Annotated in this window: 21 protein-coding genes and 2 pseudogenes; 3 read left to right on the top strand and 20 right to left on the bottom strand. The window is 59.0% G+C overall.

Annotation, left to right across the window (positions count from 1 at the left end; all coding sequences use genetic code 11):
* The 6 genes and pseudogenes from ABVQ20_RS38605 to ABVQ20_RS38580 form a co-directional block, all read right to left on the bottom strand.
* A pseudogene (locus tag ABVQ20_RS38605) lies at positions 1 to 228 on the bottom strand (CapA family protein); the annotation flags it as partial.
* A gap of 79 nt (positions 229 to 307) precedes the next feature.
* A complete protein-coding gene (locus ABVQ20_RS38600) occupies positions 308 to 742 on the bottom strand; it encodes a hypothetical protein (protein WP_354465041.1) in 435 nt (144 codons plus the stop codon).
* 40 nt (positions 743 to 782) lie between these two features.
* On the bottom strand, positions 783 to 977 hold the full coding sequence (locus tag ABVQ20_RS38595) for a hypothetical protein (protein WP_354465040.1): 195 nt from the start codon (positions 975 to 977) through the stop codon (positions 783 to 785).
* 310 nt (positions 978 to 1287) lie between these two features.
* The gene (locus tag ABVQ20_RS38590; RefSeq protein WP_354465039.1) at positions 1288 to 3987 is read right to left on the bottom strand and encodes a lyase family protein; all 2700 of its coding nucleotides are present in this window, start codon (positions 3985 to 3987) and stop codon (positions 1288 to 1290) included.
* Positions 3987 to 5042, bottom strand: coding sequence for a cysteine synthase family protein (locus tag ABVQ20_RS38585; protein ID WP_354465038.1), 1056 nt, complete (start codon positions 5040 to 5042; stop codon positions 3987 to 3989). The genes ABVQ20_RS38590 and ABVQ20_RS38585 overlap by 1 nt, the downstream gene beginning before the upstream one ends.
* 24 nt (positions 5043 to 5066) lie before the next feature.
* A complete protein-coding gene (locus ABVQ20_RS38580) occupies positions 5067 to 6056 on the bottom strand; it encodes a GHMP family kinase ATP-binding protein (RefSeq protein ID WP_354465037.1) in 990 nt (329 codons plus the stop codon).
* Positions 6057 to 6938: 882 nt separating this feature from the next.
* Between ABVQ20_RS38580 and ABVQ20_RS38575 the strand changes: the two are divergent.
* A pseudogene (locus tag ABVQ20_RS38575) lies at positions 6939 to 7196 on the top strand (integrase core domain-containing protein); the annotation flags it as partial.
* 632 nt (positions 7197 to 7828) lie between these two features.
* Here the strand turns inward: ABVQ20_RS38575 and ABVQ20_RS38570 are convergent.
* Entirely contained in the window at positions 7829 to 7972 is a 144-nt protein-coding gene (locus ABVQ20_RS38570; protein WP_354465036.1) for an iron-sulfur cluster assembly accessory protein, read from the bottom strand.
* A gap of 621 nt (positions 7973 to 8593) precedes the next feature.
* Between ABVQ20_RS38570 and gmd the strand changes: the two genes are divergently transcribed.
* Together gmd and ABVQ20_RS38560 are read left to right on the top strand one after the other, a co-directional pair.
* Positions 8594 to 9655: a GDP-mannose 4,6-dehydratase gene (gene gmd, locus ABVQ20_RS38565; protein WP_354465035.1), complete on the top strand. Its 1062-nt coding sequence runs from the start codon at positions 8594 to 8596 to the stop codon at positions 9653 to 9655.
* Between the two features lie 684 nt (positions 9656 to 10339).
* The gene (locus ABVQ20_RS38560; protein ID WP_354465034.1) at positions 10340 to 11212 is read left to right on the top strand and encodes a methyltransferase domain-containing protein; all 873 of its coding nucleotides are present in this window, start codon (positions 10340 to 10342) and stop codon (positions 11210 to 11212) included.
* A gap of 176 nt (positions 11213 to 11388) precedes the next feature.
* Here the strand turns inward: ABVQ20_RS38560 and ABVQ20_RS38555 are convergent, their stop codons facing one another.
* From ABVQ20_RS38555 to nifK, 13 genes are all read right to left on the bottom strand, one after another.
* On the bottom strand, positions 11389 to 12402 hold the full coding sequence (locus ABVQ20_RS38555) for a 1-aminocyclopropane-1-carboxylate deaminase (RefSeq protein WP_354465033.1): 1014 nt from the start codon (positions 12400 to 12402) through the stop codon (positions 11389 to 11391).
* Positions 12403 to 12728: 326 nt separating this feature from the next.
* Positions 12729 to 13037: an exopolysaccharide production repressor protein gene (locus ABVQ20_RS38550; protein ID WP_354465032.1), complete on the bottom strand. Its 309-nt coding sequence runs from the start codon at positions 13035 to 13037 to the stop codon at positions 12729 to 12731.
* A 29-nt stretch (positions 13038 to 13066) separates the two neighbouring features.
* Positions 13067 to 13384, bottom strand: coding sequence for a ferredoxin III, nif-specific (gene fdxB, locus ABVQ20_RS38545; protein ID WP_354465031.1), 318 nt, complete (start codon positions 13382 to 13384; stop codon positions 13067 to 13069).
* Positions 13381 to 13584 carry a CCE_0567 family metalloprotein gene (locus ABVQ20_RS38540; RefSeq protein WP_354465030.1) on the bottom strand — a complete coding sequence of 68 codons (204 nt, stop codon included), beginning with the start codon at positions 13582 to 13584 and terminating at the stop codon, positions 13381 to 13383. Before ABVQ20_RS38540 ends, fdxB begins: the two co-directional genes overlap by 4 nt.
* 28 nt (positions 13585 to 13612) lie before the next feature.
* Positions 13613 to 14080 (bottom strand): DUF269 domain-containing protein, encoded by a 468-nt coding sequence (locus tag ABVQ20_RS38535; RefSeq protein WP_354465029.1) that lies wholly within the window; start codon positions 14078 to 14080, stop codon positions 13613 to 13615.
* Positions 14081 to 14449: 369 nt separating this feature from the next.
* Positions 14450 to 15607, bottom strand: coding sequence for a TlpA disulfide reductase family protein (locus tag ABVQ20_RS38530; RefSeq protein WP_354465028.1), 1158 nt, complete (start codon positions 15605 to 15607; stop codon positions 14450 to 14452).
* A 1366-nt stretch (positions 15608 to 16973) separates the two neighbouring features.
* On the bottom strand, positions 16974 to 17861 hold the full coding sequence (locus ABVQ20_RS38525; RefSeq protein WP_354465027.1) for a universal stress protein: 888 nt from the start codon (positions 17859 to 17861) through the stop codon (positions 16974 to 16976).
* A gap of 104 nt (positions 17862 to 17965) precedes the next feature.
* On the bottom strand, positions 17966 to 18727 hold the full coding sequence (locus ABVQ20_RS38520) for a response regulator transcription factor (protein ID WP_354465026.1): 762 nt from the start codon (positions 18725 to 18727) through the stop codon (positions 17966 to 17968).
* A gap of 50 nt (positions 18728 to 18777) precedes the next feature.
* Entirely contained in the window at positions 18778 to 19257 is a 480-nt protein-coding gene (locus tag ABVQ20_RS38515; protein WP_354465025.1) for a NifX-associated nitrogen fixation protein, read from the bottom strand.
* A 17-nt stretch (positions 19258 to 19274) separates the two neighbouring features.
* The gene (gene nifX, locus ABVQ20_RS38510) at positions 19275 to 19775 is read right to left on the bottom strand and encodes a nitrogen fixation protein NifX (protein WP_354465024.1); all 501 of its coding nucleotides are present in this window, start codon (positions 19773 to 19775) and stop codon (positions 19275 to 19277) included.
* A complete protein-coding gene (gene nifN / locus ABVQ20_RS38505) occupies positions 19741 to 21123 on the bottom strand; it encodes a nitrogenase iron-molybdenum cofactor biosynthesis protein NifN (RefSeq protein ID WP_354465023.1) in 1383 nt (460 codons plus the stop codon). The genes nifX and nifN overlap by 35 nt, the downstream gene beginning before the upstream one ends.
* 9 nt (positions 21124 to 21132) lie before the next feature.
* The gene (gene nifE / locus ABVQ20_RS38500) at positions 21133 to 22623 is read right to left on the bottom strand and encodes a nitrogenase iron-molybdenum cofactor biosynthesis protein NifE (protein ID WP_354465022.1); all 1491 of its coding nucleotides are present in this window, start codon (positions 22621 to 22623) and stop codon (positions 21133 to 21135) included.
* Between the two features lie 63 nt (positions 22624 to 22686).
* Positions 22687 to 24228, bottom strand: a complete 1542-nt coding sequence (nifK, locus tag ABVQ20_RS38495) for a nitrogenase molybdenum-iron protein subunit beta (RefSeq protein WP_354465021.1) — start codon at positions 24226 to 24228, stop codon at positions 22687 to 22689.
* Positions 24229 to 24322 lie beyond the last annotated feature (94 nt).

The following is a 24322-nucleotide window of genomic DNA, read 5'->3' as shown; positions in this document are numbered from 1 at the left end:
GATGTTGGTTTCCAAGTTGCCGAAAGTGACGTCGGCCTTATGAAAGATCCTGAGGACGTCGGCCAAGCCTGGATGATAGCCTTTTGTTACGGGCCGCGCGAAGAGAAGATCGCCAACTGCCGCTATTGTGAAGCCGTCTTCAACGTTTGTGGCAATTGAACCGACCGTATCAAAACCACCGTCGTGCTGGATCTGATGGCCTTCATTGTCGTATGAGTGGTACTCCATTGTTTTCTCCATAGGCTGACTTTTTAAACCGAATCCGTTCTACTTTATCGGTTCATAGTACCCGCGCTTGAGACGATCTTCACGGTGGCGAGGCCAGTCCGCTGGTCCTCAAACGAGTCGAGAATCGCCGGGCCGGCGGGCGCCATATGATCGAGGCGACGCACGCGTATCCAAGCTTGCTCGTCGTGCTGGCTATGCGCGGAGCATCCTGCTCAGTGCGATGAGAAGGCGGTCGCCCTCGATGGTCCGGATCTGCGCGTACGAGATCGAGCTGCTCAAGCAAGTGGTGCAACTCGGCTCGGGTGTTGTCCGGCAGCAGCGTCCCGTGGATGGCTATCAGCCTGTCTTCCGCATCGCGCAGGCTTATGCGGAAGCTGCGAATGCCGAAGCGGGCGAGAATCGCCTTGATGCGGTTGACGAGCCGCGTCTGCTGCTCACCGACCAAGGTTTGTCGTTCGCGGATCGGCCGCTGCTCGTCCCCCTCTTCGAGCGTCGGGATCGCGCCATAATGCAATGGCGCTTCTTGCCTCGCAGCCAGCCGAGAAAGGCGCTCATCAAAAGCTCGGTGTCGAGACCATCGGTCTGGCGCGCCGGTGCTCACGCGACACCGCAACGCTGGCGGGATGGATGGCCCACAGGCAACGCGCCAGCCGGAAACCGTTGCCAGCCGGCTCATAGGCGACGGCGATCCGCTTGATCGTGTGCCCGGCTTGGCCGGCTTCGTCGCGCCAGCGCTGCAACAGCTTCAACAGTGATACGCGCCGGCATCGATCTCCATGAGGGGCTGGCGCTTGAGACCCGGTACGAGCGCCGCAATCAGCCATTTCGCCTTGCCCATTTCGATTACGGCAATGACGGTGTTATTCTGTTCGAGAGCGGTAAGAGACGGCTTGCGTCAAAAGACTGCGACATGCGGCACCTCCTTTCTGATGTGGACCAACAGCCCTTAAGGATGCCATACCCTCGTCGCTTGCCGCATAGCATCCACTCGCCGGGACACGACCCATTGCCAAGTCGAGGCGACAGTACCATTGGACTTTTTTCCTTATATCTACTCGTTCAAGTGGCTCGGTGAGTATCAATGAGTTCTTTCACCCTTTGTTTGCGGCGCATCTCGGCGCGCGTCCAGCGTTCCCGTATGTCCGCGCATTTCAGCTGCGTGTCCCGAAAGAGCGATTTTGCTACAGAAACCTGGTCGTCGGTTGATCTTTTTCCGGGTCCTCCTCCGAACTGCAGAGCATCCTTGCACTCTTCAAGACTCGCCGGTAATAGGCCAGCGAGGTGGCTGGCCAACTCGCTTCGCCGCTCCGCAACGGAGCTATCCAGTGACAGGCGTTTCGCAATCTCGCCAATTAGTGTGTGGGCCTTCCTGAAAGGAATGCCTCGCGACGCCATCCGTTCGGCGGCGACAGCCGTCATCGATGAGCCGTCTTCCAGATTTTCACGCATCGACCTCTCGTTGAAAGACATGAACTTCACCATTAGCGACGTGAGGATTATGGCCCGCTTCAGGGCATCTTCTGCTAGGCCCAATGGAGAGCAGCCGTAGTTGCTCGTTTCGATCGAGTTGCTGAAAGGCGATTTGCAGGTTGCTGTTGCCGCAGAAACGTATGCGCCGATCACGGTACTTGCCGACCCCTTGATGTGTTCAAGCAGAAACGGGTTCTTCTTTTGAGGCAGCATGGAAGAGCCGCCGGCAAGATTGTGAGGAACGTCGATGAGCGCGAACTCACGCGTCGTCCAAACCTGCAGGTCCTGGGCCACACGACTGAGCAAAGTTGAAATGCCAGCGAAGACTGAAAGCCCTTGCAGGTGATGATCGCGGCTTGCAACCGCATCAATTGAGTTGAATGACGGTAGTTCGAATCCCAGAAGATTTGCGGTCTTCAACGGATCTATAGGCATGCTGGTGCCTCCGCCGGCACCAGCTCCCATAGGGCAGTTCCTGATGTCTTCCAGCAGGCAATGGAGGCGCTGGCGTTCCCGCCCCAGAGCGAAGAAGACGCCGAGCAGGTAGTGCCCGGGCGACCCAGGGAGTGCGATCTGGTATTGACTGAACAACGGAGCCACAAGTCTCGATGCTTCCTCGGCTCGCAGAAGCAGGGCATCTTGTGCAGTTCCTATTTCTTGCGAGATGAAACACGCAGCTTCCCGAAGGGCCAGGAGAGAAATGGTCGCGTTCAAGTCGTTGCGGGACCTCGCAAGGTGCAGCCAGCCGGCCTTTTCCGGCCCAGCTCTGGTGGCAAGTTCTGTCTCATAGGCAAGATAGAGGCCACGCGGAGCGTCGCGACCCTCCAAAGACTGAAAGCCCTCGGCCTGTAGGGCCAAGATGTTCTTGAGGAGATCGGCAGCGGCTGCCTGGCTGACCAAGCCCTGGTCCGCAAGCATCACCAGATGTGCTTCGTCTATGGCCGCTTGGTAATGCAGAAGGCGGCCGTCGCGCGAGATGTCGATGGGCGGAGCGAGCAACTTCATCGCTTCGGGATGTAGGTTCCACCCGCCCTCGTTTGACCCAGCGGCTTGCTTGTTGTCCGCTTCATCACTAGTTGTCTCGATATCGATTACAATGGAATCGATCATCCGTTGAGCTGCCGTAGCGGCGGCATCGAGGTCATCAGCGACGCCTACGGCGTAGGCTACGCGGTCTCTAAAGTCGCCATATATATTAACTTCCTCCCCCTCGGATTTCAGAAGACCCGCTTCAGGCACTGTAGACTCTGGATTTCGAGAAAAGCCCAGACGTTTGAGCTTCCCGGACGTGTGAGCAAGTCGGAAACGGATGGCTCCCGCCCTTGCGCTCGCCCGTGGAGGCGTGAACGCTTCTCCCGCGTAAAGTTTGATTACCATGTCCAGGATTGAGGTACCTAAAGTGTGGGAGAGCATGACTGGAATCATTCCTCCAGCCAGCCTGGGATTGACCTCAATGATGACGGGCCCCGACTCCGCTATCACGAACTCTACATGAGCCGGTCCGAACTTCAGGCCCAGCGCCGAAACCGCTCGCGCAGCAAAAGGAGCCAGTTCCTTGAGGGACGGCTCCGGAAGCGGGGCCGGGAAGTCGTGCCCTACCTCGACGAAGCAGGGAGCCGGCCCTTTGTGTTTGGCAAGAATTCCAAGGCAATGCACCGCCCCATCGTAAGCAAATATCTCTGCAGAGTATTCTTTACCCTCTATATATTGCTGGATGAGGATGTCGGGGCTGGGAAGATCCACTTGATCGAGCAGTGCGACCCTTGCAATCTCAAACGCCTTGATAGCGGCTGCCGCAGTAGCGCACAACCGCACGCCGCTACTACCGCTTCCGGACACCGGCTTGACAACCACCGGCAGAGTAGCTTGGGCAAGAATATTCTCGACGTCCCTGACGGAAGTGGCCAGCCGAGTTTCAGGGATCGTGATTGATTGTCGCTGCAACTCGGACGCTTGCTTCCATTTGTTCCGGCATGTGGCTATAGCCTCCGGGTTCGGAGCTGGTAACCCCATTGCCGTCGCGACACGTGACGCTGCTTCCACAAAATAATCCGACGATGAATATATTCCTGCAAGCCTTCTTAATTTGGCGGCGACCCCTATGACGTCATCCGGACTACGCGTTTCAGCTTCGATAACGTGAGCGACGGAGTCCTTAAGAAACGGATAGCGCGCAGGATTGCGCGTAACGATATATGGCTCAAAGCCCAGGACGCTGGCCCGCTTGATCAACAGTTCGCCAGTGCCCGTCGTGTTGCTTTCCACGAAGAGGAAGCTACCTCGGTTCATCAAACGTCCTCCAGCGGGTTTAGGACAGTTTCCAGGCTTTTCCGATTCCAACGATATCGGTTCCATGGCGGGAGAGCGGTCGAGGGATGCTCTTCACTAGACGGAGCGTCCAGAAGAACACCTTCATGTAGGCATCCGTTCTGCTTGAGCCACTCGTGGTCGTAAGCAGCTCCTACGTAGCGGTGGCCTTCATCAGGACATATGACGACTACGGTTTCTCTTGGATGCTGCCGAGCGAGCCAACGCCCAACGATGTAGCTCGCTCCGGAAGTTGGACCGGCGAAAACGGCGTGCAGCTCGTGAAGGTTACGCGTTGCAGCAAATGCGAGCGGAGCCGAGATGAAATGCACCTCGTCATACAGTTCATGCTTCACGTTCTTGGGGACAAGACTGTTCCCCAGCCCCCGCAGCTTCCGTTCGCCGTCCGGTTGACCAAAAATGACGCTATTGAAGGTGTCCACTCCGACCAGGCGCGCACCAGGGGCTTTTTGGCGGAGGCGGTCTATCGTTCCACAAGTTGAGCCGCCCGACCCTACAGAACCGACCAATGTTACGTCGGCGCCCAACATCCCCGATATTTGATCGGCGAAGAGCTTATAGGCTGCGGGGTTGTCGGGTGTTTCGTATTGGCGGGGCCAGAAACAGGAGTGGCCCAACTGTCTCATCCTAGCGTGTAATGCGTCGAGGCGGCTTCTTTGATAACCACCCTGCTTCGCCTTTTCAGTTATTATGAAGACCTCGGCTCCCAAGGAGTTCAACCTGTTTTCCAGGCCTTTGTCCATCACTGGGTCTGTGAAGATTTCGAGCTGGAAGCCACGTTCCCGGCAAACTACGGCCAGCCCCAGCGCGAAGGTTCCGCTCGAGGTCTCGATAACTTTCATGCCGTGCGTCAAAGTCCCTCGAGCCAGCGCCTGCTCAATGATGTACTTGGCAGGGAGAAGCTTCATGAACGCGAACTGCGCTAGATAGAGGTTTGTCTCACACCTAATAATGCTGGGGAGAGCATAGGCATCGGAATAGCCTGCGAATGGCAGGCGTTTGCGAACAGCGTCCATATTGCTTACCTCACCGGCACCCAGTCACATAGTCAGATATATTTTTGGCGAGTGGTCGATCGGCGATACTTGGGCGAGCACGGACCGAAGCTTCCGTGGAAACTCAGCCGCCATTCGATCAAGCAGAATTCCAATCATTGTGCCGCTGTGCGCGACTATGATCCCGAGAGCACCAGTGGCCTCGGATACTTTCAGCATCGAGTTCAGGTGCTCCTTTGGAACCCGCTCCTGATGCAGGAGGGCGCTGACTGTAGCTATTCTGCCTATCGTGGCCGTGTCACCCTGCGGAATTGCTATTCGTGCGCGGTCGAGTAATTCGTGATATTCTGCCCTGTGACTGGCGGAGATTTCACCTCGCCGTTGATTATAGTCGACGGTTTCGACCGTCCCTCCTTCATCGATACCTACGATTGCAAGCGGCGGCATTTGCCCAAGGAAGGAGAGAAGGTTGCATGCTCGCTGTTGATATGCGACCACTCCTGGGTACATCACCCCGTCGGATGGCTCGACCTCCGCCATTAACTTCTCAATCAACGATGTCCGGACTCTACGCTTGAAGCACCCGGCGATTGACCGTGCAGCCGCAACAAGGTCCGCAGACGAACTCGCCAGCCCTTTGCCTTCTGGGAGTTCCGATTGCAAAAGGAGGATTCCTCCTGAGACGCCGAGCGCAATCACGAGGGTCTCAGCCAGTCGTTTTGCTTTGACTTTATGTGACGGATAAACGGTTACGGATCGTGTGCCTGCAATCGGCATGAAGTGAGCTCGCGCAAAGAGCGCGATGGGCATCGTGACCAAGAAATGAGGGTCCCGGGGAACCGAGCCGACCGGCAGCTGACCTTGCAGCAACTCGCCGAATGTGCCGCAACAAAGAGCGTCGCTAGAATGAACCCTTCGCTGCTGCGCATCCTCGGCGATAATCTGGGTCGCATCCGCGCTATCGAACGTCTGGTGATACATGTATGGGCTCCAAACTTCATCGGTGGCCGCCTCGAGAAGTTCTCTGGTCGACATGCTCGCACCGCTTCCCAGAGGGCCGATAGGATGTACAGAATTTTGGACCGCCATATCACTTCCCCGTCAGGTACATCGAAGTGGGATTTGCTGGGTACGAGACGAGACCCGACCATCCGAACAGGGCTCGCGTTTCAGTTGGGGTACTTTCAGGTACCTAGGGCGCTAGGTGTCTGATTCAGACTTGGGGTGAACGTAGCATTGTTAGGGATTTTAGGTCGCAAAGGTTCTGTGAAATTACTTGTAGAATCTGTTGCACCGTTTGATTACCAGCGGCGTGGCATGGAGCGCCTCAGCGAATTTCGGTGGCTGTGACGTCGCCATTTTGCGCAGGGAGTGATCCTGCTTTGCGTGCTCTGATATGTGGCGAGACTGCATGCCCCCATTGCTTGGCGAACAACTCCTCAGCCTGGGCCGAAACGGTGTCCACGATCCGTGCCGGAGCCTCCCTTGGCCGCCCAGCACTCCTTCCGCAGCAAGATCAAGGTAACGAGCGCATGAACTTTCGCGTATCGCGAGGAATTGGCGGCGCACCCAGCAGCATGGCAGTGTGGCCGTTATAGCCGCATGCCTATCTCATCTGAGGTTTCAGAGGGCTGGCCAGGGTCTGCTTGACGCCTCATTCATTGGCAATGCGCCCATATACGCCTTCAATCCGATCGGCGGACCGACTTCGGCTTCCCCTCAATCGATGCGACGATACCAGTTTCAGCTATTACGCTTCGATGCGATTATACCGAACGAAACCAGCTTTTCCGTCACAAACCTCGCTGTGTAGTGAGCGGATATTCGAGCCGAGATTCTCGAGGGACGTAGCGGCGCCACGCGGCTTTAGCGCACGCAAAGCAGGACCATGGGCGTGCCCTTGAACATCCCGCCGAAATTCGCGACGAACTCTTGAACGAAACCCTGTTCTTCGACCTCGACCATGCCCGAACCACGATCGCCGCATGGGTCGACGACTATAAACGATCGCGCACACATTCTGTGCTGGGCTACGTCACGCCTGCGGCCTATGCCGCCAATCTAACCGCAACGGGCGATCGGCTGCGCAACCCCGACCAGCTCCGCCGATCGCCCGTTGCTCACCCCAAGCCACAGGGCCTAAAACCCGCCGAGGCTCTAATTGCAGCCAGATGAAGATTCAGTGTCAGGTCAGTGCAGGTCGCCGTGTCATTGACTGCTGGCAGTGGGACAGCGAGGCTGACTTCCCAAGCCCCTGCGCAGCACGATATCGTTGCTCGTTATGAAAGTTTGAAGTCTGGAATACTACCCATCAATATACCCCAGTCGCCTAAGACATGCGTCTTTTCGAAGGGCGCTTACAGCTTGGTGCGTCCCTTCGAAAGGTCACCGCAACAGTTCCGATTGGCTGATCAGCTGTTCAATGATGTCAATCTGAACCGTCAAGGCGCTTCGTCTCAATCACTGGAAGGCGCGTTCTCAGACCCCGCATCGAGGGACGAAACAGTAGACGGAGGGATCGAATAGCTACAATTGTCGTCATCAAAAAAGACGACGCCGCACGCTGACACATGCGCGCTCGAATGCTCGCTGGAAAAATCCTTGACAGCCTCATTTATCCATAAGCGGAATTGTTTAAGAAAATTATGCAATATTCCATCTCCAAGTCGTGCCGGCGGGGTAGACGGTGATTTAAGCCCAAGGATCCCAGCCCAGTGACGAGAGCGACAGTCATGCCGGCGACATGTGGTTCGTTGGCGGGATCGACGTATGTCCTAGTTCCGACCGCCTCGATGACCGCGTCACCGTCAGCGAGATGCTTTCCAAATTCCGGATTTTAATCCGGCGCAGCCGCCCCCCTCGACCATGATGCGCCGACCTTCGACCGGCTCGGCGGCCAGCGAGACCGCGGCCTTAAATGCGGCGACAGCATTTTCGGTGAGCCTGATCATAGGACGACCTCGGCTGATGCGTTCGGAAGGCCTCAAGCATGGAACGTGCCAGAAAGGAAATTTTCATTAAAGCAACGGGTTAGCAGATTTGTGTTCCTGTCGGGTATCCGACATTGACACGTCGTTGTCCTTTTGCCGGTAGGCTAATAGGGCAGCTCCGCACCGGAACACGGAGGCTAGCACCCAGTATTTACGGACTGTGGCGTGGAAAACGGCTCTTGCCATCTCCTCGCGGCGCGGATCTCGCTGAGCTGATCTGCGTTCAAAGGCTCTGAACTTTCCATCTAATCGATAAGAGTTCATCCGTCCTGTGGATGCATTGCATCGAAACAATCGATTTTACGACGAGTAACGGACATGAAAAGACGCCGCTTCGGAAGGCGACGCCTACAAGGAGGTTTCTCCCGTCGTGCGGAAGATGGAGCGAAGTCCTTCTGGGTCTGATGCCGAGGGCACACCACATTCGATGTAATCCGCACGCTCTTAATATCACCCAAGCCTCAGACCCTAGCTAAGACGGTCATACAGCGTTGATTGCACCGCGATTGTAGCGCGCAGTTAGTCTTCCTACGCGCCGTTGACTATTCCTGCCCACACGCTTCATTCACGGAAATATCAGAAATGAGTTCACCTCGGCGTACAGCATTCATTACAGGTATCACCGGCCAGGACGGCGCGTTGCTCGCCGAACTGCTGCTTTCGAAGGGCTATATGGTACATGGCCTGAAGCGGCGGGCCTCGCTGATCGGGAATACCCAGCGCATCGACCACCTGTATCAAGATCCTCATGAGGACCATCCCGACATGGTCCTGCATTACGGGGACATGACGGATGCGACAAACCTGATACGTCTCCTGCAGGAGACGCAGCCTGACGAAATCTACAATCTGGCTGCGCAAAGCCACGTGCAAGTCTCTTTCGAGACCCCCGAATATACCGCCAATGCCGATGCGCTCGGCACGCTGCGGCTGCTGGAAGCGATCCGCATTCTTCGCCTCGAGGAAAAAACGCGGTTTTACCAGGCCTCCACTTCCGAACTCTTCGGTTCGGTCCAGGCCGTCCCGCAGGAGGAGACTACCCCGTTTTATCCACGCTCGCCCTATGCAGTGGCAAAGCTCTACGCCTACTGGATCACCGTGAACTACCGCGAGGCATACGGGCTCTATGCAAGTAACGGGATACTATTCAATCACGAAGGGCCGACGCGCGGCGAAACTTTCATCACGCGCAAGGTGACCCGTGCAGTAGCTGCGATTATGGCCGGCAAGCAGGACTGCCTCTATCTTGGCAACCTGGAGGCAAAGCGCGACTGGGGCTCGGCCCGCGACTATGTCGAGGGCATGTGGCGCATCCTGCAGCACCATGAGCCTGACGATTTTGTGCTCGCGACAGGCGAGACGCATTCGGTCCGCAGCTTTGTCGAGGCTGCCTTCAGGCGGGTCGGGAAGGAGATCGTCTGGGAAGGCGAAGGCGTTGACGAGGTGGGCCGCGAACGTAGGAGTAATCAGGCGCTGATCCGTATAGACAAGCGTTATTTCCGTCCGACCGAGGTTGACCTGCTGATCGGTGATGCCTCCAAGGCGGCCACCAAGCTCGACTGGAAGCCCAAGACCACTTTCGATGAGCTCGTCTCGGAAATGGTCGAGGCCGACTGCCGCGCCTACGGGATCACGCTCGCTTGACGTGAAACGATAATGATTTCGCTGGGGGCAAACGCATTTGGGTCGCCGGCCACCGCGGCATGGTTGGATCCGCACTGGTGCGCCGGCTGTCCGGCTCGCCCGAGGGAAAGGCCCTTACGCGGACAGTCGTAATCTCGACCTGACCGATCGCGCAGCGACGACCGCCTAGGCCCGGGCACAACGTCCCGACCTGGTTTTCATGACTGCCGCCAAGGCCGAGTCCTAGCCAAAAACGAACGTCCGGTCAGCTTCCTCCAGGACAATCTCACTATCGAGCTCTCTACCATCGCGGCCGCATTCGGGCAGCGAGATTTCATGCTGCTCGGCTCGTCCTGCATTTACCCAAATTTGCGGCATAGCCGATCAAGGAAAGCGCGCTAAAAGGGACGTTGCCTGACCTGCCAGCAACCCGTTTCCCGAATCGACGGTCCACTGCACACGGAAATCTACCAAACTGGGGCAACTGTCCATCGACGAAGGTGCGCAAATTCGGGTCTTCCCCTTCTTAGAAAGCTTGCTCGCTACGATCCAGATGGTACTTTCGGCCGGTGAAGGCGAGTCGCCCCGTACCGGACCAATCGCCGCGGGCTGTGATCCCTCGGTTTCGGATACTCCGCAAAAGCTTCTATTAATATCCTTGGGTGCCCGACGGGCACCGTCAACCCATGATCAAGGAGAGCCGCTATGGCAATGGCAGTAAGGAACTCCGACCCCTACATCATCAAAGGGGGTAAAGAGGGCCGGGCGCGCCTTGCGGTCATTTCGCGCGTGCTGGCGCCTTCAACGCAATCGGTGCTTGATCGCTTCGAGCCGCTTTCGGATTCCACCGTGATCGACGCCGGCTGCGCGGGCGGAGATGTAAGCTTCGAGTTGGCGCAGCGGGTCGGGGCTAATGGCCGCGTCGTCGGCATTGACTTCGACGAAAGCAAGCTTGTGCTGGCGCGCGAAGAAGCCGCCGCGCGCGGCATTGGCAATATAGAATTTCACAACGCGAACATACTCCATCCCTGGCCGGCGGACGGAGCCGCGCTGGTTCATGTCCGCTTCGTGCTCACACATCTCGCCGATCCTGAACGACTCCTCGAGCGGGCATGGGAGGCGCTCCTGCCAGGCGGCGCGATCGTTACTGAGGACATCGACTACGGCAGTCAGTTCTGCGATCCACCCTGCCCGGCTTTCGACCGCTACGCCGAGCTCTATGTCGAAGCGTCCCGTCGGCGCGGCGCCGATCCTTTCATCGGGCGCAGGCTTGTCCGCCTCCTTGAAGGCGTCGGGTTCGCGGATGTCGACTCAGCACTGACGCAGCCATACGGCCGACAAGGGGACGTCAAGCAGGTTCCGATGCTTACTTTCTCGGCAATCGCTAACGCACTGACGTCATCGGGTATCGCCACCAGCGACGAGGTCGGTCGTGTCACAGCCAAGCTCGACGCCTTTGCTGCGCGGCCTGATACCACAATGTCTTGCCCGCGCATCTTCCAGGCTTGGGGCCGAAAGCCTGTGGGCGCTCAGTTCCAACCGTCCAAGCGCGGCCATAAGCTGAGGGACCATAGCTGACAGATTTTCCGCAATGAGCCCCAGCCCGAGCGGCGAGCCGCCTCCGCACGCACGGGACGGCCGCGGGGCCGCCTCAGAATGCTGGCATCCTCTGGGCCAGAGAGCCTAAGCGGCCTCGAACGAACTTTCAGGTCATCGCCGCACGGCAGGACGGCGTAATCGAAATCTGTCGAGCGTCAGCCGTTGCGGAAGGTATAGCCATAACCGTTGATCGCCGGCGCGCCGCCGAGATGCGCGTAGAGGACCCTCGACCGCTCCGGAAAGAAGCCTTTCTGGACGAGGTCGATCATCCCTTGCATCGATTTGCCCTCGTAGACGGGATCAGTAATCATACCCTCCAGCCGCGCGCACAGCCGGATGGCATTCTTGGTTTCCTCGGACGGAATGCCATAACACGGGTACGCGTACTCCTCGAGCAACACCACGTCATCTTCGACGAGTTCCGTTTCGAGCTCGACGAGCATCGCTGTATGTTCGGCAATGCTTAGCACCTGCGCCTTGGTCTTAGCAGGGATAGCAGAGGCATCGATACCGATCACGTTGCGCTGTCGACCGTCCTCGGCGAATCCGACGAGCATCCCAGCATGCGTTGAACCTGTGACCGTGCAAACGACGATGTAGTCGAAAGCAAACCCAAGCTGTTTCTCCTGGGCGCGCACCTCCTGCGCGAACCCCACATAGCCGAGGCCGCCATTCGGGTGAACAGATGCCCCGGCTGGTATCGCATAGGGTCTGCCGCCCCTCGCCTTGACCTCATAGAGCGCCTTTTCCCAACTGCGGCGGATACCGATGTCAAAGCCCTCGTCGACCAGGCGCACCTCTGCTCCCATGATGCGGCTCAAGAGAATGTTGCCGACCCGGTCGTAGACGGCATCCTCATGGGGTACCCAGCTCTCCTGAACCAGGAGACATTTCATGCCGATCTTGGCGGCGACCGCAGCGACCATGCGGGTGTGGTTGGACTGCACGCCCCCGATGGTGACGAGCGTATCGGCATCTGACGCGATCGCGTCGGGAATGATGTATTCGAGCTTGCGCAGCTTGTTTCCGCCAAACGCGAGACCCGAGTTGCAGTCCTCGCGTTTGGCGTAGATTTCAACCTTTCCTCCTAGATGCTTGCCGAGGCGATCGAGCTTCTCGATGGGTGTTGGTCCAAACGTGAGCGGATAGCGTTCGAACTTTTCCAGCATGTTCTCTCCAGCAACACGTGATTGAGCTGAACCAGCTCCGCCCTCGCTCATGGGCTTTTGGTTTGGAGCCAGCTGCGTCGTCGGACGTTGCAGAAGGCTCCCACTTTTCTTTCCAGCGCCGCGTTCGTCATCGAGACAAGGCCACCCGCATGATGGCGTGCTGCGACGGCTATTATGTGCCAACCGAACCCAAACAGCTGGATTCACGCTAGACGGGCCAGGATGCGGTCACCTCTGCCCATTTCAAGCACACCTACGCTTGGACGGTCAGCTCGATGTCCCTGGTTGATCCAAAGTGGCGTAGATTTCCCATGGATCACGACGCCTCAGCAGGGAAATGCCGGGCCAAGCTGAGGCACATCTGAAGATTCATTCCTCACCTCATCATGGTCTGCCGGCTGGGATCGAACTTCCTTGCAACTACCGAAATGCTCAGCCCTTTGGCCAGCTCTGCTAGCGCAGCCAGACCGCCAGATCAGAAAGAGCACGCTTGCGAAATAGCCCACCTGAAGGAGCAGCGAACAAGCCAGCGTCGTGACGACTACCAGACGGATGGAATGAGAAGCGAAGTAGACCGTCAGCGCGTTGCTGCACAGGACCAGCCCAAGGACGCGACAAAAGATTCTAAAGGGCAACGCCGTTCTCCTGGTTTTGTCTCGTCAGATCATGCTGCGACCTGGTCGGCCGCAACATGGGTCTGGCAGTTCTTCGGGCAGACGCGGGCGCAGGCTCCGCAGCCAATGCAGCGGCCGGCCTGGTCCACGACCATGATCATGCGATTGAGTTCACCATCGAAGTCATCGTCCTCGCCGTCGCAGATGCCGAGGATTTCACCCGCGTCATCGACGCCGTGAAGGTGCATGACCTCGCGCGAGCAGACCTTGAAACAGCGGCCGCAGCCGATACAAGTCTTGCCATCTATAACGGTCAGATATTCCGGCATCCATATGGAGCCGTCGCGGGTGGTGAATGTGCTCCTCATCGTAAATTCTTCATTGCAGCGAGCTCTCTCCTGGCACCATCCAACTCGGCAAAAGCGGCGTACGCTTTCTCGGCAACTTCCTCTATCTCAGTCCATTGGACCGGGAGATCCTCTGCAAGGTCGCGCAATTTCATCTTGGCAACTGCCGCGCGCAGCTGAAGCTTTCGGACTTTCTTCCCCATCTCATCTAGTTTTGACATAAATCCTTCCTTGAAATCGGTTGTTTCTTCACGCCCGCGCCACCTCGGGATAGGCAATCGCTGCAGTCGCATCGTCGACCAGTTTCGTACCGGCCTCCGCGAGTTTCCGGAACGTCTCGAAGCCGAACCGGTGGACGTCTCGACAGAACGACCAACCGCCCGACCGTGAAAAGCATGCGCTCGAAGCCCTCATGGGTTTCATCTCCATCATTGGCGATGTCATCAGGCCGGAGCGCTCTTCGATCGCAAGCCCGACGGCGGTGTAAAACATGTCCAGCCTCCACAGCACGTCCGGATCAGGATCGCCGATGACAGGGATCGCACGGCGCTGTTCCTTCGTGATGATGAAGTCGGCCAGCAGCTCGGCGTCCGCTCTGCCTTGCCATGAGCCGTCGAAGTCCTCAGCACGGATCAGCCGCAGGAGGCATTTGACGAACGGGCGGGCAAGGGCCGCCTGCTCCTCGTTGATGGCAGGGCCAACCGCGGCATCAGACATTTCGCCTTCTCCTCAATTTCAAATTTCAGTCCTCGTCCTCGAAGGACGATTTCTGTTTTCGGGGACGCCTGCTTCGGGCACACTTGCGCAATCGACGTCCAGCTTGGGGCAGCCGATTCCACGCAATTGATGTCCCCCTGGCCGACCTTGAAGACGTCCTCGACTGCGAGGTCTTCCACCGCGGCCAGAATTCGCGTCGACATCACTTCCGCCGCGATGCGGCCGGAGGTCATCGCAAGATTTTAACTCCAACCTGCGGCAAGCGATGCGCCCTGTGCTGCAATGGACATACTTACCGCGGGCTCGCCGCCGACAATGGACGAATTGGCCAGGGTTCAATTCCAATTGTCATCCCTTTGCGATCGTTGCTCATGAGGCGACTGCGGTTTGATTTTCAGGAGCCTTGTTTTGCGGAACCACACAAAGATCCGCGTAACAGGCGTTCTCACCCGTGTAGTTGGCCAGGGCTTGGAGCAATGGGGTAAGGTAGTACTGTTTGATGTGGTCCGGCATTGGCTCCGGATCACCCAGCGATTTCAATGCCACCTCGATCAACTCGATCGCGCGATCCTTGTTGCCGCTCTCGTAATAATACTGAGCGACCGGGAGGTACCAACGGAATTTAAGGGGCCCGTCGCCTTGCGGGGGATTCAGTGTCAGGATCTGTTCCGAGAGGTTGTCGCCCATCGCAAAGCGCTCAGCACGGGGGAGATGGGAGTTCTCCATCGCGGGATCGAAGAGTTGGTTCAGGGCCATGACCATCCAAGACACGGCCTCGAATTTTTTGTCGATCGCGTCCTCGACCAACTGGCGCATGGCTGGCAAGCCGGCCCGCATGTCGCGCAGCTTGTGAAGCAGTAGATTCGCATGAGTTTCCCGGAACCCGATATAATCTGGCATCAACGCGAGGCCTTCTTCGATGGCCGTGAGTGCCGCCGTCCAATCCTCAGCCTCCATCGCCGGCCGAAGTTTGGCGTATATCGGGTTGGTCAGCGTCAGTTCGCGCGCTTTGCGTTGGTGGCTGGCAATCCGCTCCGCATCGGCGGCTTTCGCTTCATCGCTGGTGCGCCAGCTGCCGGCAAGCACTTTCGGCAAAACCTCATCGAGTTGCATGGGATGACCGATAAAGGCGATGTGGCCGTCTCGGTCGACCACGAACGAGGCCGGAATCCCGACAGAAAAGCTGGGTTCCTTCCAAAGCTTGTTCATTTCGCCTGTGTGGTCGAACGCGATCCGGTAGTTCAGATTCGAGTACTTTTCGCTTAACCACGCGTCCAACTTGGTTCGGGCCTCATCGGCCGTTGGAGCCTGTTCATCAGCCGCGACTCCGATGACCTCAAGTCCGCTGTCCTTGTATTTGTCCTGCAGCTGCACCAGATGGGGCATTGCCGCCACACATGGCCCGCACCAGGTTGCCCAAAATTCGACGATGTACACTTTGCCGGGCTGGAGGTTCGTGAGGGGCTCGCCACGCAGCCAGTCCTCCACTTTGATCGAAGGAGCCGGGGACTCCATCCGCAATACCATGTTGTTCTCCAAAGCTATTGCCAAAAGTTGCGCGCTTCATGCGCGAGCTTGTTTCCCCCTTAGAGACGGGGCAGAAGGTTCAAGGAAAGGAGAGCATCGCTCGTCTTGCTCGTCTGCATGCAGTCAGCCTTCACTCCGTGTTGCCGCATCTCAATTTGCAAAGACCGTGCCAGCGCGCTCAGCGCGCAATAAGCCCATGATTGCGCTTTGAAAAACTTCCAAATGGCCAAGATGGCCGGTTGTATTGAACCCGACATGTTTTCTCCCTTCGTCAGGTTCTGGACACGCATCACGCGCTTCGCATCGCCAAAAAAGCGTGGCCACGGACGACTGAACATCTATTCGAGCTGAGGGACGAGTCGATGGACATCATGATTGCGTTGGCTACCGCCATGCACTTGTCATCGTCCGCGTCACGCCACCTGGCTTGAGCTTCTTGCCGTTCGGGTCCGTCAGGCTGTTGCGGATCTCGCCATTTGCGATCGCAAGGTGCCGCTCCATCCGAGCGTCGCCTGTGCCCTGCCCTCTTCCGCCTTGCGATTGAATTTCTGGCTGGCGACATAGAGTTCTTTCCGACAAAGCCGGGCCAGCTGCGGCTCGCGAATATCGCCGTCGTGACGATGATGATCGTGACGAAAAGGCCAGGAAGAGTGCCGGCATGTGCCGTCCGGTGAACTCCCCAGCAGTTCCTGCTTTGTGTCGTTATCTTCCGCATCCTCGGTACTCAGGCGCTACGCGGGCCGCCTGGTGCGAATGTGAGGGTTGTCGAGATTGACCATCCAAAAGACCGCCCGGTGGTCGCCACGCGGGTCGGGCCGGACCGACTGAAAACGCTGAAGATGCGGCCGCCCTCGCCGCTACTGGCTACCGTCCCAGGCGATGACAACGTAATCGATGCCATCTATTTCCGCCGACTACGGCCAAGAGCACGACCGTCTCGACTTGAAGTGAGAGCCTCGGCGACGGTATGGGTCATTGCTTTGCTCAGCTCCCAAGCCGCAGTGAGGGAGAGATCGCGGTAGCGCGCGTGCGACGCCATCACGACTCCGAACCCGGCCTGCCGTACAAACGGCTCTCCTCCTCTCCTGACGCCGAACCTGCGAAGCCGTGGTTTTGGCTCCATTGAGGAGCGCATCTACCTCTGCGCGGCCGGGGGTCGCCGCGTTACGGATCATCTCGGGTGAGCAGAACCCCGAGAGCGCGCTAGAGACGTCCCGGATGGTCTCGGCGACCGCGCGTTCAGATTGGCTCCCAGGAGCTTCGCGAAATTTCCCCCGGTTGCCGCGACCTTTCTTCGAATTGGCATCAGGATCGGTGACCCAGGAGAGTCGAGCTTCCAAAAGCATCGGTGCTACTTCGGAACCAGTCAGCGAGCCAAAAACAGCGGCAATGGCGGCTTCCCAACTATCCATCTCGTCACACCGCCGAAGAGCCGCTCACGCAGCCGGCGGCTGCCATAAGCTCCCATGACGATCATATCGGCGGACGTATCGATTGCGTGCTGCGCGAGTACCGTGGCCACCGGTTTGCCAGCGCTCGGCAGCCGGTCAACCGAAACTCGGGCACCGTGGCGAGTGAGATAGGCAGCGATGCCGGCTCCCGGCTCAGCGCCGTTTCCGTTGTAGGTCGCCTCCGGATCGACCAGTGCGATACGAACTTCCTCGGCACCGGTTAGCAGATCCAGCGCCTCCCGAACCGCACGGGACGCCTCCGCTCGCGAATCCCAGCCGACCAGCACGCGCCGGGGCGACAAGGTCGCCTCAGCGCCCTTGGGCACAACAAGCACCGGCTTTCCGGTATCGAACAAGCTGCCGTTGATAACAAGAGGTCCGAGATTAATGTCGTTGAGAAGTGCGGGGCCGACGATTGTCAGGTCGCTGCAGAGCGCCCGCTGTCGCACCGCGTCCCCGACGCTGGCCCGATCGCAGTAGTCGGTATCGACGTCATAGCAAAGCGACATGGCTCTGAGCAGTCTCTGAATTTCCCTGGTGGTTTTTTCCAGTCTGGCCATGTCCTGTGAAAATGTCTCGATCTGCCTAAACCGTTTGTCCAACCTGACAATGGCCTGTGCGCTTTGTCTAGGCCACTCGGGGATGCCATCGCCTAGCGGCGGAGGCGACATAACGAGCGGCGGAGGCGACATAATCAATACGGAAAGATACGCGCCGACCTCGGCACACAAGCCGGCAGCTGTTCTGACGTCCTCATCGGAGTGGTCAGAACCCGTCACACAGAGTACGCTTTTAAAACCCATCGACTGCTTCTTTCTAAGTATGTCGTACCTTTAGGCGCGTTCCGAAGCCGCAAGAGTTGTGCCACTCCTCATCTCCGTCGTGCTCAGGGCCACCGGTTCGCTATTTAGCCGTCCGGCCTCTCGAGTGAGTAGCCGGCAGACCTGGTGGTACGGATGACGGTGGAGGGGGAGGCCGCCTTCAGCGCCTTTCTGAGCCGGCTCATATGCACATCGACGGTGCGTACACCGACGTGGATGTTGGCCGGCCAGGCCGCGCCGATCAGCTCGTCCCGAGTGAAGACCTTGCCGGGAGTCTCAAGCAGCAGCCGCAGCAGGTTGAACTCGATCGGCCCGAGATGGATCTCGTGGCCATTGCCACGAACCCGGTGGGCGTCGAGCCTCATTTCAAGGTCGCCACAGGAGAGCCAGCCGCCGTTTTCAACCCCGTTCGAACCCCGCTTGGTCAGCGCCAGCCTCGCCCGTAGACAATCGAGCAGCTTGGCCGGGGCGATCGGCCGCACAAAGTTCTCGTCAATGCCTGCCTTCAGGAGATCGAGGTGCTGGTTCTCGGCGCCGGGCGCGATCAGGGCAATAATGGGCAGTCCGCCGGTCCGGGGCTCCCGCTTGAGCCGGGCGCAGATTGCGGACCCAGTCATGCTCGTTGGCCCGCAGTCCAGCACAATGGCCTGGAAGTCCCGTTCGTCGGCCATTGCAAGTGCTTCCTTGGCGCCGCCTGCCGGCTCACTGGCAAAGCCGTCCACCTCCAGTATGTGGCTGAGGAACAGATAGAACTCGGCATCTTGCGAACAGATCAGGACGAGTGGCTTCATCAGCGCTACCCCAGGAACCAAATCGGTCTCGACCGCGTCGGTTGAGTGGACTGGCATCGCAGCTCCTCAAGGCCTGACATGACCCCCTTGTTCGAAACTCGGTTCCATCACGCCCGTGCCACATCGGGATAGGTTTCGATGGCTGCGATGCCATCGCCGACCAGTTTCGTACCGGCCTGTGCGAGCTTCCAGAACGTCTCGAAGCCGAACCGGTGCACGTCGCGCAGGGTCTTCGACAGGACGACCAGCCGGCCGGCCGTGAAGAGCACGCGCCCGAAGCCCTCATGGCTCATCTCCATCATCGGCGATGCCATCAGGCCGCAGCGCTCCTCGATCGCAAGCCCGACGGCGGCATAGAACTTATCGAGCCTCCACAGCACGTCCGGATCGGGATCGCCGATGATCGGGTTCGCACGGCGCTGTTCCCTGGTGATGATGTAGTCTCCGAGAAGCTCGGCATCTGGTTTGCCTTCCCACGACCCGTGGGGATCCTGAGCACGGATCAGCCGTACGAGGCATTTGACGAACGGGGTGGCAAGGGCCGCCTCGTCCTCGGCGACGGCAATGCTAGCCGCGGCATCTGACATTTCGCCTTCTCCTCATTTCAGTCGTCCTCATCCTCGAAGGACGGCTTCTTCTCGGTGACGCCTGCCTCCGCCAGCACCTTGCGCAACCAGGGGGGAGGACACGTCCTGAGCATCATCTGCGTGCGCAACAGCACCTCTTGGATGCTTTGGGGCTGCGGCACCTTGATCGGATGGATTTTTGCCGAAACAACCTTGGCTGCCGACGGCCCGCCGATCGCCAGACAAAACAGCAGATGACAGCCCTTCAGCGCCTCCACCTTCGGTGTGATGCGGTCATCGCCCTCGCTCCGATGCTCCCCGCTCTCGTCGGAAACGTCATCGAAGGCCACGGCTTCCACGAGGTTCCACTCCTCGCGCGTCACGTCGTAGACAGCAAAGCGCTTGGCCGACCCGAAATGGGCATTGAGGTCCTTCATGTCTTGCGTGGCGATCGCCACGCGCAATGCGCCTGCTCTTCGTTCCGGCATCGGAGCGTGAACCTCGTCAGTGACAAGTGAGAGGCGACGAACGGGCCCCATCTGGCGTTTCTCGCTTGCGGAGTGGATCAAGTTCCTTGGGCGTCGGCGCCTGCCGGTTAGCCTGGAAAATATTGGCAACCTCGAAAACCAAGTCGCGGGTCCCCTGATAGAGGATTGTGAGCTTGTGCTGGCTGCCGAGCCGGTCGAAGATCGGGAAGCCGACGCGCATGAGCGGAATGCCAAGGCGTTCCGACGCCTGGCGTCCATGGGAATGAGTGACCAGAAGATCAGCGCCGGCGGCAAGAGCTTCCAAATCGCCGAGATCGCCGATTTGAACCGACTGCGCCGGTACTTTCTCCAGAATTTTCGACATATCGGTCGTGGTGACTGCCGCCGCGATTTCGGAGCCCATGCCGACGAAGAAGGTTGCGAGTTGATAGAGTTGGTCTGGTTCAGCAGCGATCGCAATTTTCTTGCCTCCGAAATGGAAATGTCCGTCGAGCAACGCATCCTGCAATTGCGCCCTTCGGCGGCGCATCCCTGCCGGCACAGACGCGCCCGATATCGCGGACAGCAGGGAGACGAACCGATCGGCGCTCTTCAATCCGGTCAGCGACTGGAACAGCACGTAAGGCACGCCGGTCAATTTCCGCAGCACCTCGGCGGGGCGGCGCATATGCTCGCCGATAACGATGCAGTGCTCGGCGGTACCAAGCTCGCGGATATCCTCGACACTGGTGCCGCCGTAGGTGGTCGTGATCCAGCGGTCGAGCACGGTGCCATCGAGCGAGCCTGAGACGTCCGGCAGGATCACTGGCTCGAGTCCGAAGCTTTCAACCATCTCACGCAAATGCTCGATGTCAGCCACAGTGAGGTTCCAGCCGGGCAGGATTGCGATCTTCTTTGACTGCCGCACCTGCTCGCCATGCCGTGTAATACCTTCGATCATCGCGGTGACCGCCTTGGCCCAGCCCTCCTCGATCGCGCCATCGAAATCCGGCGTGTTGGCCAGTACGATCTCCGTACCCGCGATTTCTTCCGCGCGCTTCAGCCTGATGTCGGCGATGTCTCTTGCGGAATCTTCGCCCCGGGTTTCCACCAGCGCCGTCGTGCAGACCCCGATCAGCTTTGGTTTTGTGCGGATCTTGAGGTTGAGGATCGCCTCTTCCAGATTGTCCGCCCCGCCGAGGATCGTCGTCACTTCGTCCATCGCGGTGGTCTGCAGGGGGATCGTCTCCTTGAAATGCCGCACGAACAGCACGAGCGCGAAGCTGGTGCAGCCCTGGCTACCGTGGAACAGCGGCATCGCACCGTCGACCCCAAGAAAGGCCAAGGCGGCACCCAGCGGCTGCGAACACTTCAGCGGATTGACCGCGGCTGATTTGGTCTGGGAAAGAATGCGCGCCATCGGATTTCCTCAACACTCGCCGAAATCGTCGGCCATCGTGGCGGTAAATTCCTGGACAGTGTGCAAGGTCGCGGTCTCGCTCTTCGTGCCCGGCGGTTCGTCCACTACCGCAGGCTGGCAATCCCACGGTGCCGGCTCCCGCACCTGGGACCAGATCGGGTTATGAATGGCGAGGTCGATCTGGCGTACGAGTTCCACAATGCCGTCATAGCCGGCATAAGGGTGTTGGCGCTCCTGGTTGATATCGAGCCAGGGTGTCTTGGCCTTGAGCGCGATGAATTGCGTGCGCCCGCCCGACAGCATGATATCGGCCTTGTGTTCTGAGAGCATGGCGTAAAGGTCGCGCGCTGCCATCTGCTCGAACATGTGGTTGTCGTCCTTGAGGATCTGGTTGATGCGCTCCTTGTCTTCGACGGTGGATTTCTTGACCGAGGTGCCGACGATCTCCATGCCGATCTCCATCAGCGCGTGGACGATCGACCAAGACTTCACGCCGCCTGTATTGAGAAGCACGCGCTTGCCCTGAAGCCGCCTCCGGTAGGCCTCGAGCTTCCTCCACGCAATCGCCTCTTCCACTGCGATCAGCGTCTGTGTGCGGTTGAGGATCTCCGGATCAGCGCCCTTCCTCACGAGCAGCTCAGCAATGTTGCGAAGTGCTTCCGAGGTGTCGGTAATGCCGTAAAAGGAGCCCTCGAAGAACGGGATGTCCCAGCGCTCCTCCATCTTGCGGGCAAGATTGATGAGCGCGGTCGAGCACACCAACATAGCCGCCCGGGCCCGGTGCGCGGAAGCAACGTCGAGGTAACGCGCGTCGCCCGGAATGCAGGCGCGCACCCGGATCCCGAGCCGATCAAGCAGCGGCTTCACCATCCAGAATTCGCCGGAGAGGTTGAATTCGCCAAGGATGTTGATGTCGTACGGCCCGGCGTCGTCGGGTTCTACCGTGCCGATGACGTGATCGAGCAACGCCTCGGCGGCGAGCTTGTTGCCGAGGTTCTTGGAGCCGGCTAAGCCCGGCGCATTGACCGGCACCACGGCCAAGCCGAATTTTTCCCCCGCGCGCTTGCAGACGGCCTCGATGTCGTCGCCGATCAGCGCCGTCACGCAGGTCGAATAGACGAAGATCGCTGGCGGCGCGTAAGCTTCCTTGATCTCGCGGATCGCTTTGAAAAGCTTGCGCTCGCCCTGCCCCATCACCACGTCGAGTTCGGTGAGGTCGGTTGTGAAGCTTGTGCGCCAAAGCGTTGCCCCCGACGAAGCCGCTCCCCGGTTGTCCCAGGAATTGCCCTCGCAGGCGAGCGGCGCATGGACCAGGTGCGCGACGTCGGTGATCGGCTGCAGCACGATCTTGGCGCCGTCAAAGGCGCAGCCGCCGGCTGCCGCCCCGGGGGTCAGCGGCTTCGAGCAGCCCTCTTTGCGCGCCTTGGCATCCTTGCCGCGGTTTCTCTCGCAGGCGGGCTCGTTGAAGACATCCTGAATTTTGGCGCTGAGCGAGGACATTGCGTCGGTCTCCAAAAGTGCATTGGAAGGCGGCCAGCCTTGGCGAAAGGCCGGCCGCCGCTGCTAGCGGGTGAGGTCATAAGAATAGTCCGTCACGCCCGTCTCGCTTGTCTCGCGATCGAGTTTGTCGAAGATCTTGTCGAGGATCGTCGTCAGGACGCGTAACCCGCCTTGGTAGCCCATGAGCGCGAAACGATGGTGATGGTGCCGGTCGAAGATCGGAAACATCAGCCGGATCAGCGGCGTGCCGGTGTCGCGCTCCAGATACTTGCCATAGGAATTGCCGATCAGCAGGTCCACCGGCTCGGTGAAGAGCAGCGAACGCATCGCCCAGAGGTCCTTGCCCGGCCAGACTTGAGCGTCCTTGCCGAAGGGCGAGGATGCAAGCAGTTCCTTCATCTCGGCTTGCCACGCCGAGGTGCCGTTGGTGGCGAGGCAATGGGTGGGCTCGCCGCCGGTCTCCATGACGAAGCGGGCCATGGCGTAGACGAAGTCCGGATCGCCGTAGATCGCATATTTCTTGCCGTGCAGCCAAGACTGGCTGTCCGCCATGGCATCAACCAGTCGACCGCGCTCAAGGCGGATTGTCTCGGGGATCTCCTTGCCGGAAATCGCCGAGACCTTCATCAGGAGTTCGTCGGTCGCCTGGACGCCGAGCGGGTAATGGAACGAGGCCGTGGCCTGCTCGACTTCCCGGCAGTAGTCCAGCGTTTTTCGGGTGTTGTAATACTGCAGCGAAAGTGTCGCCTCGGCGTTGACTGCCTTCTTCACGTCTTCGATCTTCGTGCCGCCGTCATACATGCGGTATTCGCCGTCCGACGGCGTGTCGAACTGGTCTGAGGCGTCCTGGATGAAGGTGTAGGACACGCCCATCAGATCGAGCAGGCGCTTGAGTTCCCGGTTGTTGCCGACGCAAAAGCCGTCGAAACCGGGAATGATGTTGATGGTTCCCCCGGCTTCCGTGCGCTCCTGGCCTTTCCAGAAGTGCTCCAAAATGCCCTTGACCATTACGTCATAGCCATCGACATGGCTGCCGACGAAGGCCGGCGTGTGGGCGAAGGGCACGTCGAAGTCGCGCGGGACCGAGTTTTCGTCCTTGGCGTTCTCGATGAAGCTGTGCAGGTCGTCGCCAATGACCTCCGCCATACAAGTCGTCGAGACGGCGATCATCTTCGGATCGTAGAGCTGGTAGGTGTTGGCGAGCCCATCGACCATGTTCTTCAGGCCGCCGAATACCGCCGCATCCTCGGTCATCGAGGAGGAAACCGCCGAAGCAGGCTCCTTGAAATGGCGCGACAGGTGCGAGCGGTAATAGGCCACGCAGCCCTGGCTGCCGTGGACGAAAGACATGGTTCGCTCGAAGCCCGCGGCCGCGAACACCGCGCCGAGCGGCTGGCAGGCCTTGGCGGGGTTCACCACAAGCGCTTCGCGGGCGAGGTTCAATTCGCGGTATTCCCACGTCTTGGTGAACTCTCGTTGATCGGTAACGATCTGATCCGGATGCGGACATTCGAAATTCAGCTTCTTCTCGGCGAGCATCTGCCTGTATTCCGGCTCGCGGAACAGGGGAGCGTGGTCGAGAATTTTTTCAGCCGACTGCGGCATTGGTGATTACCTCTTTTTCATCTGACCGCGCCATACCGCAGCTCAGGGACGTCGAGACGTTTCAGGTGTCCCGCGGGCCACGGGGCCGCGGGCG

This window comes from Mesorhizobium shangrilense, from assembly GCF_040537815.1.
In the GTDB taxonomy this organism is placed as follows: Bacteria; Pseudomonadota; Alphaproteobacteria; order Rhizobiales; family Rhizobiaceae; genus Mesorhizobium; species Mesorhizobium shangrilense.
This window is presented reverse-complemented; position numbering and strand designations above follow the sequence as displayed.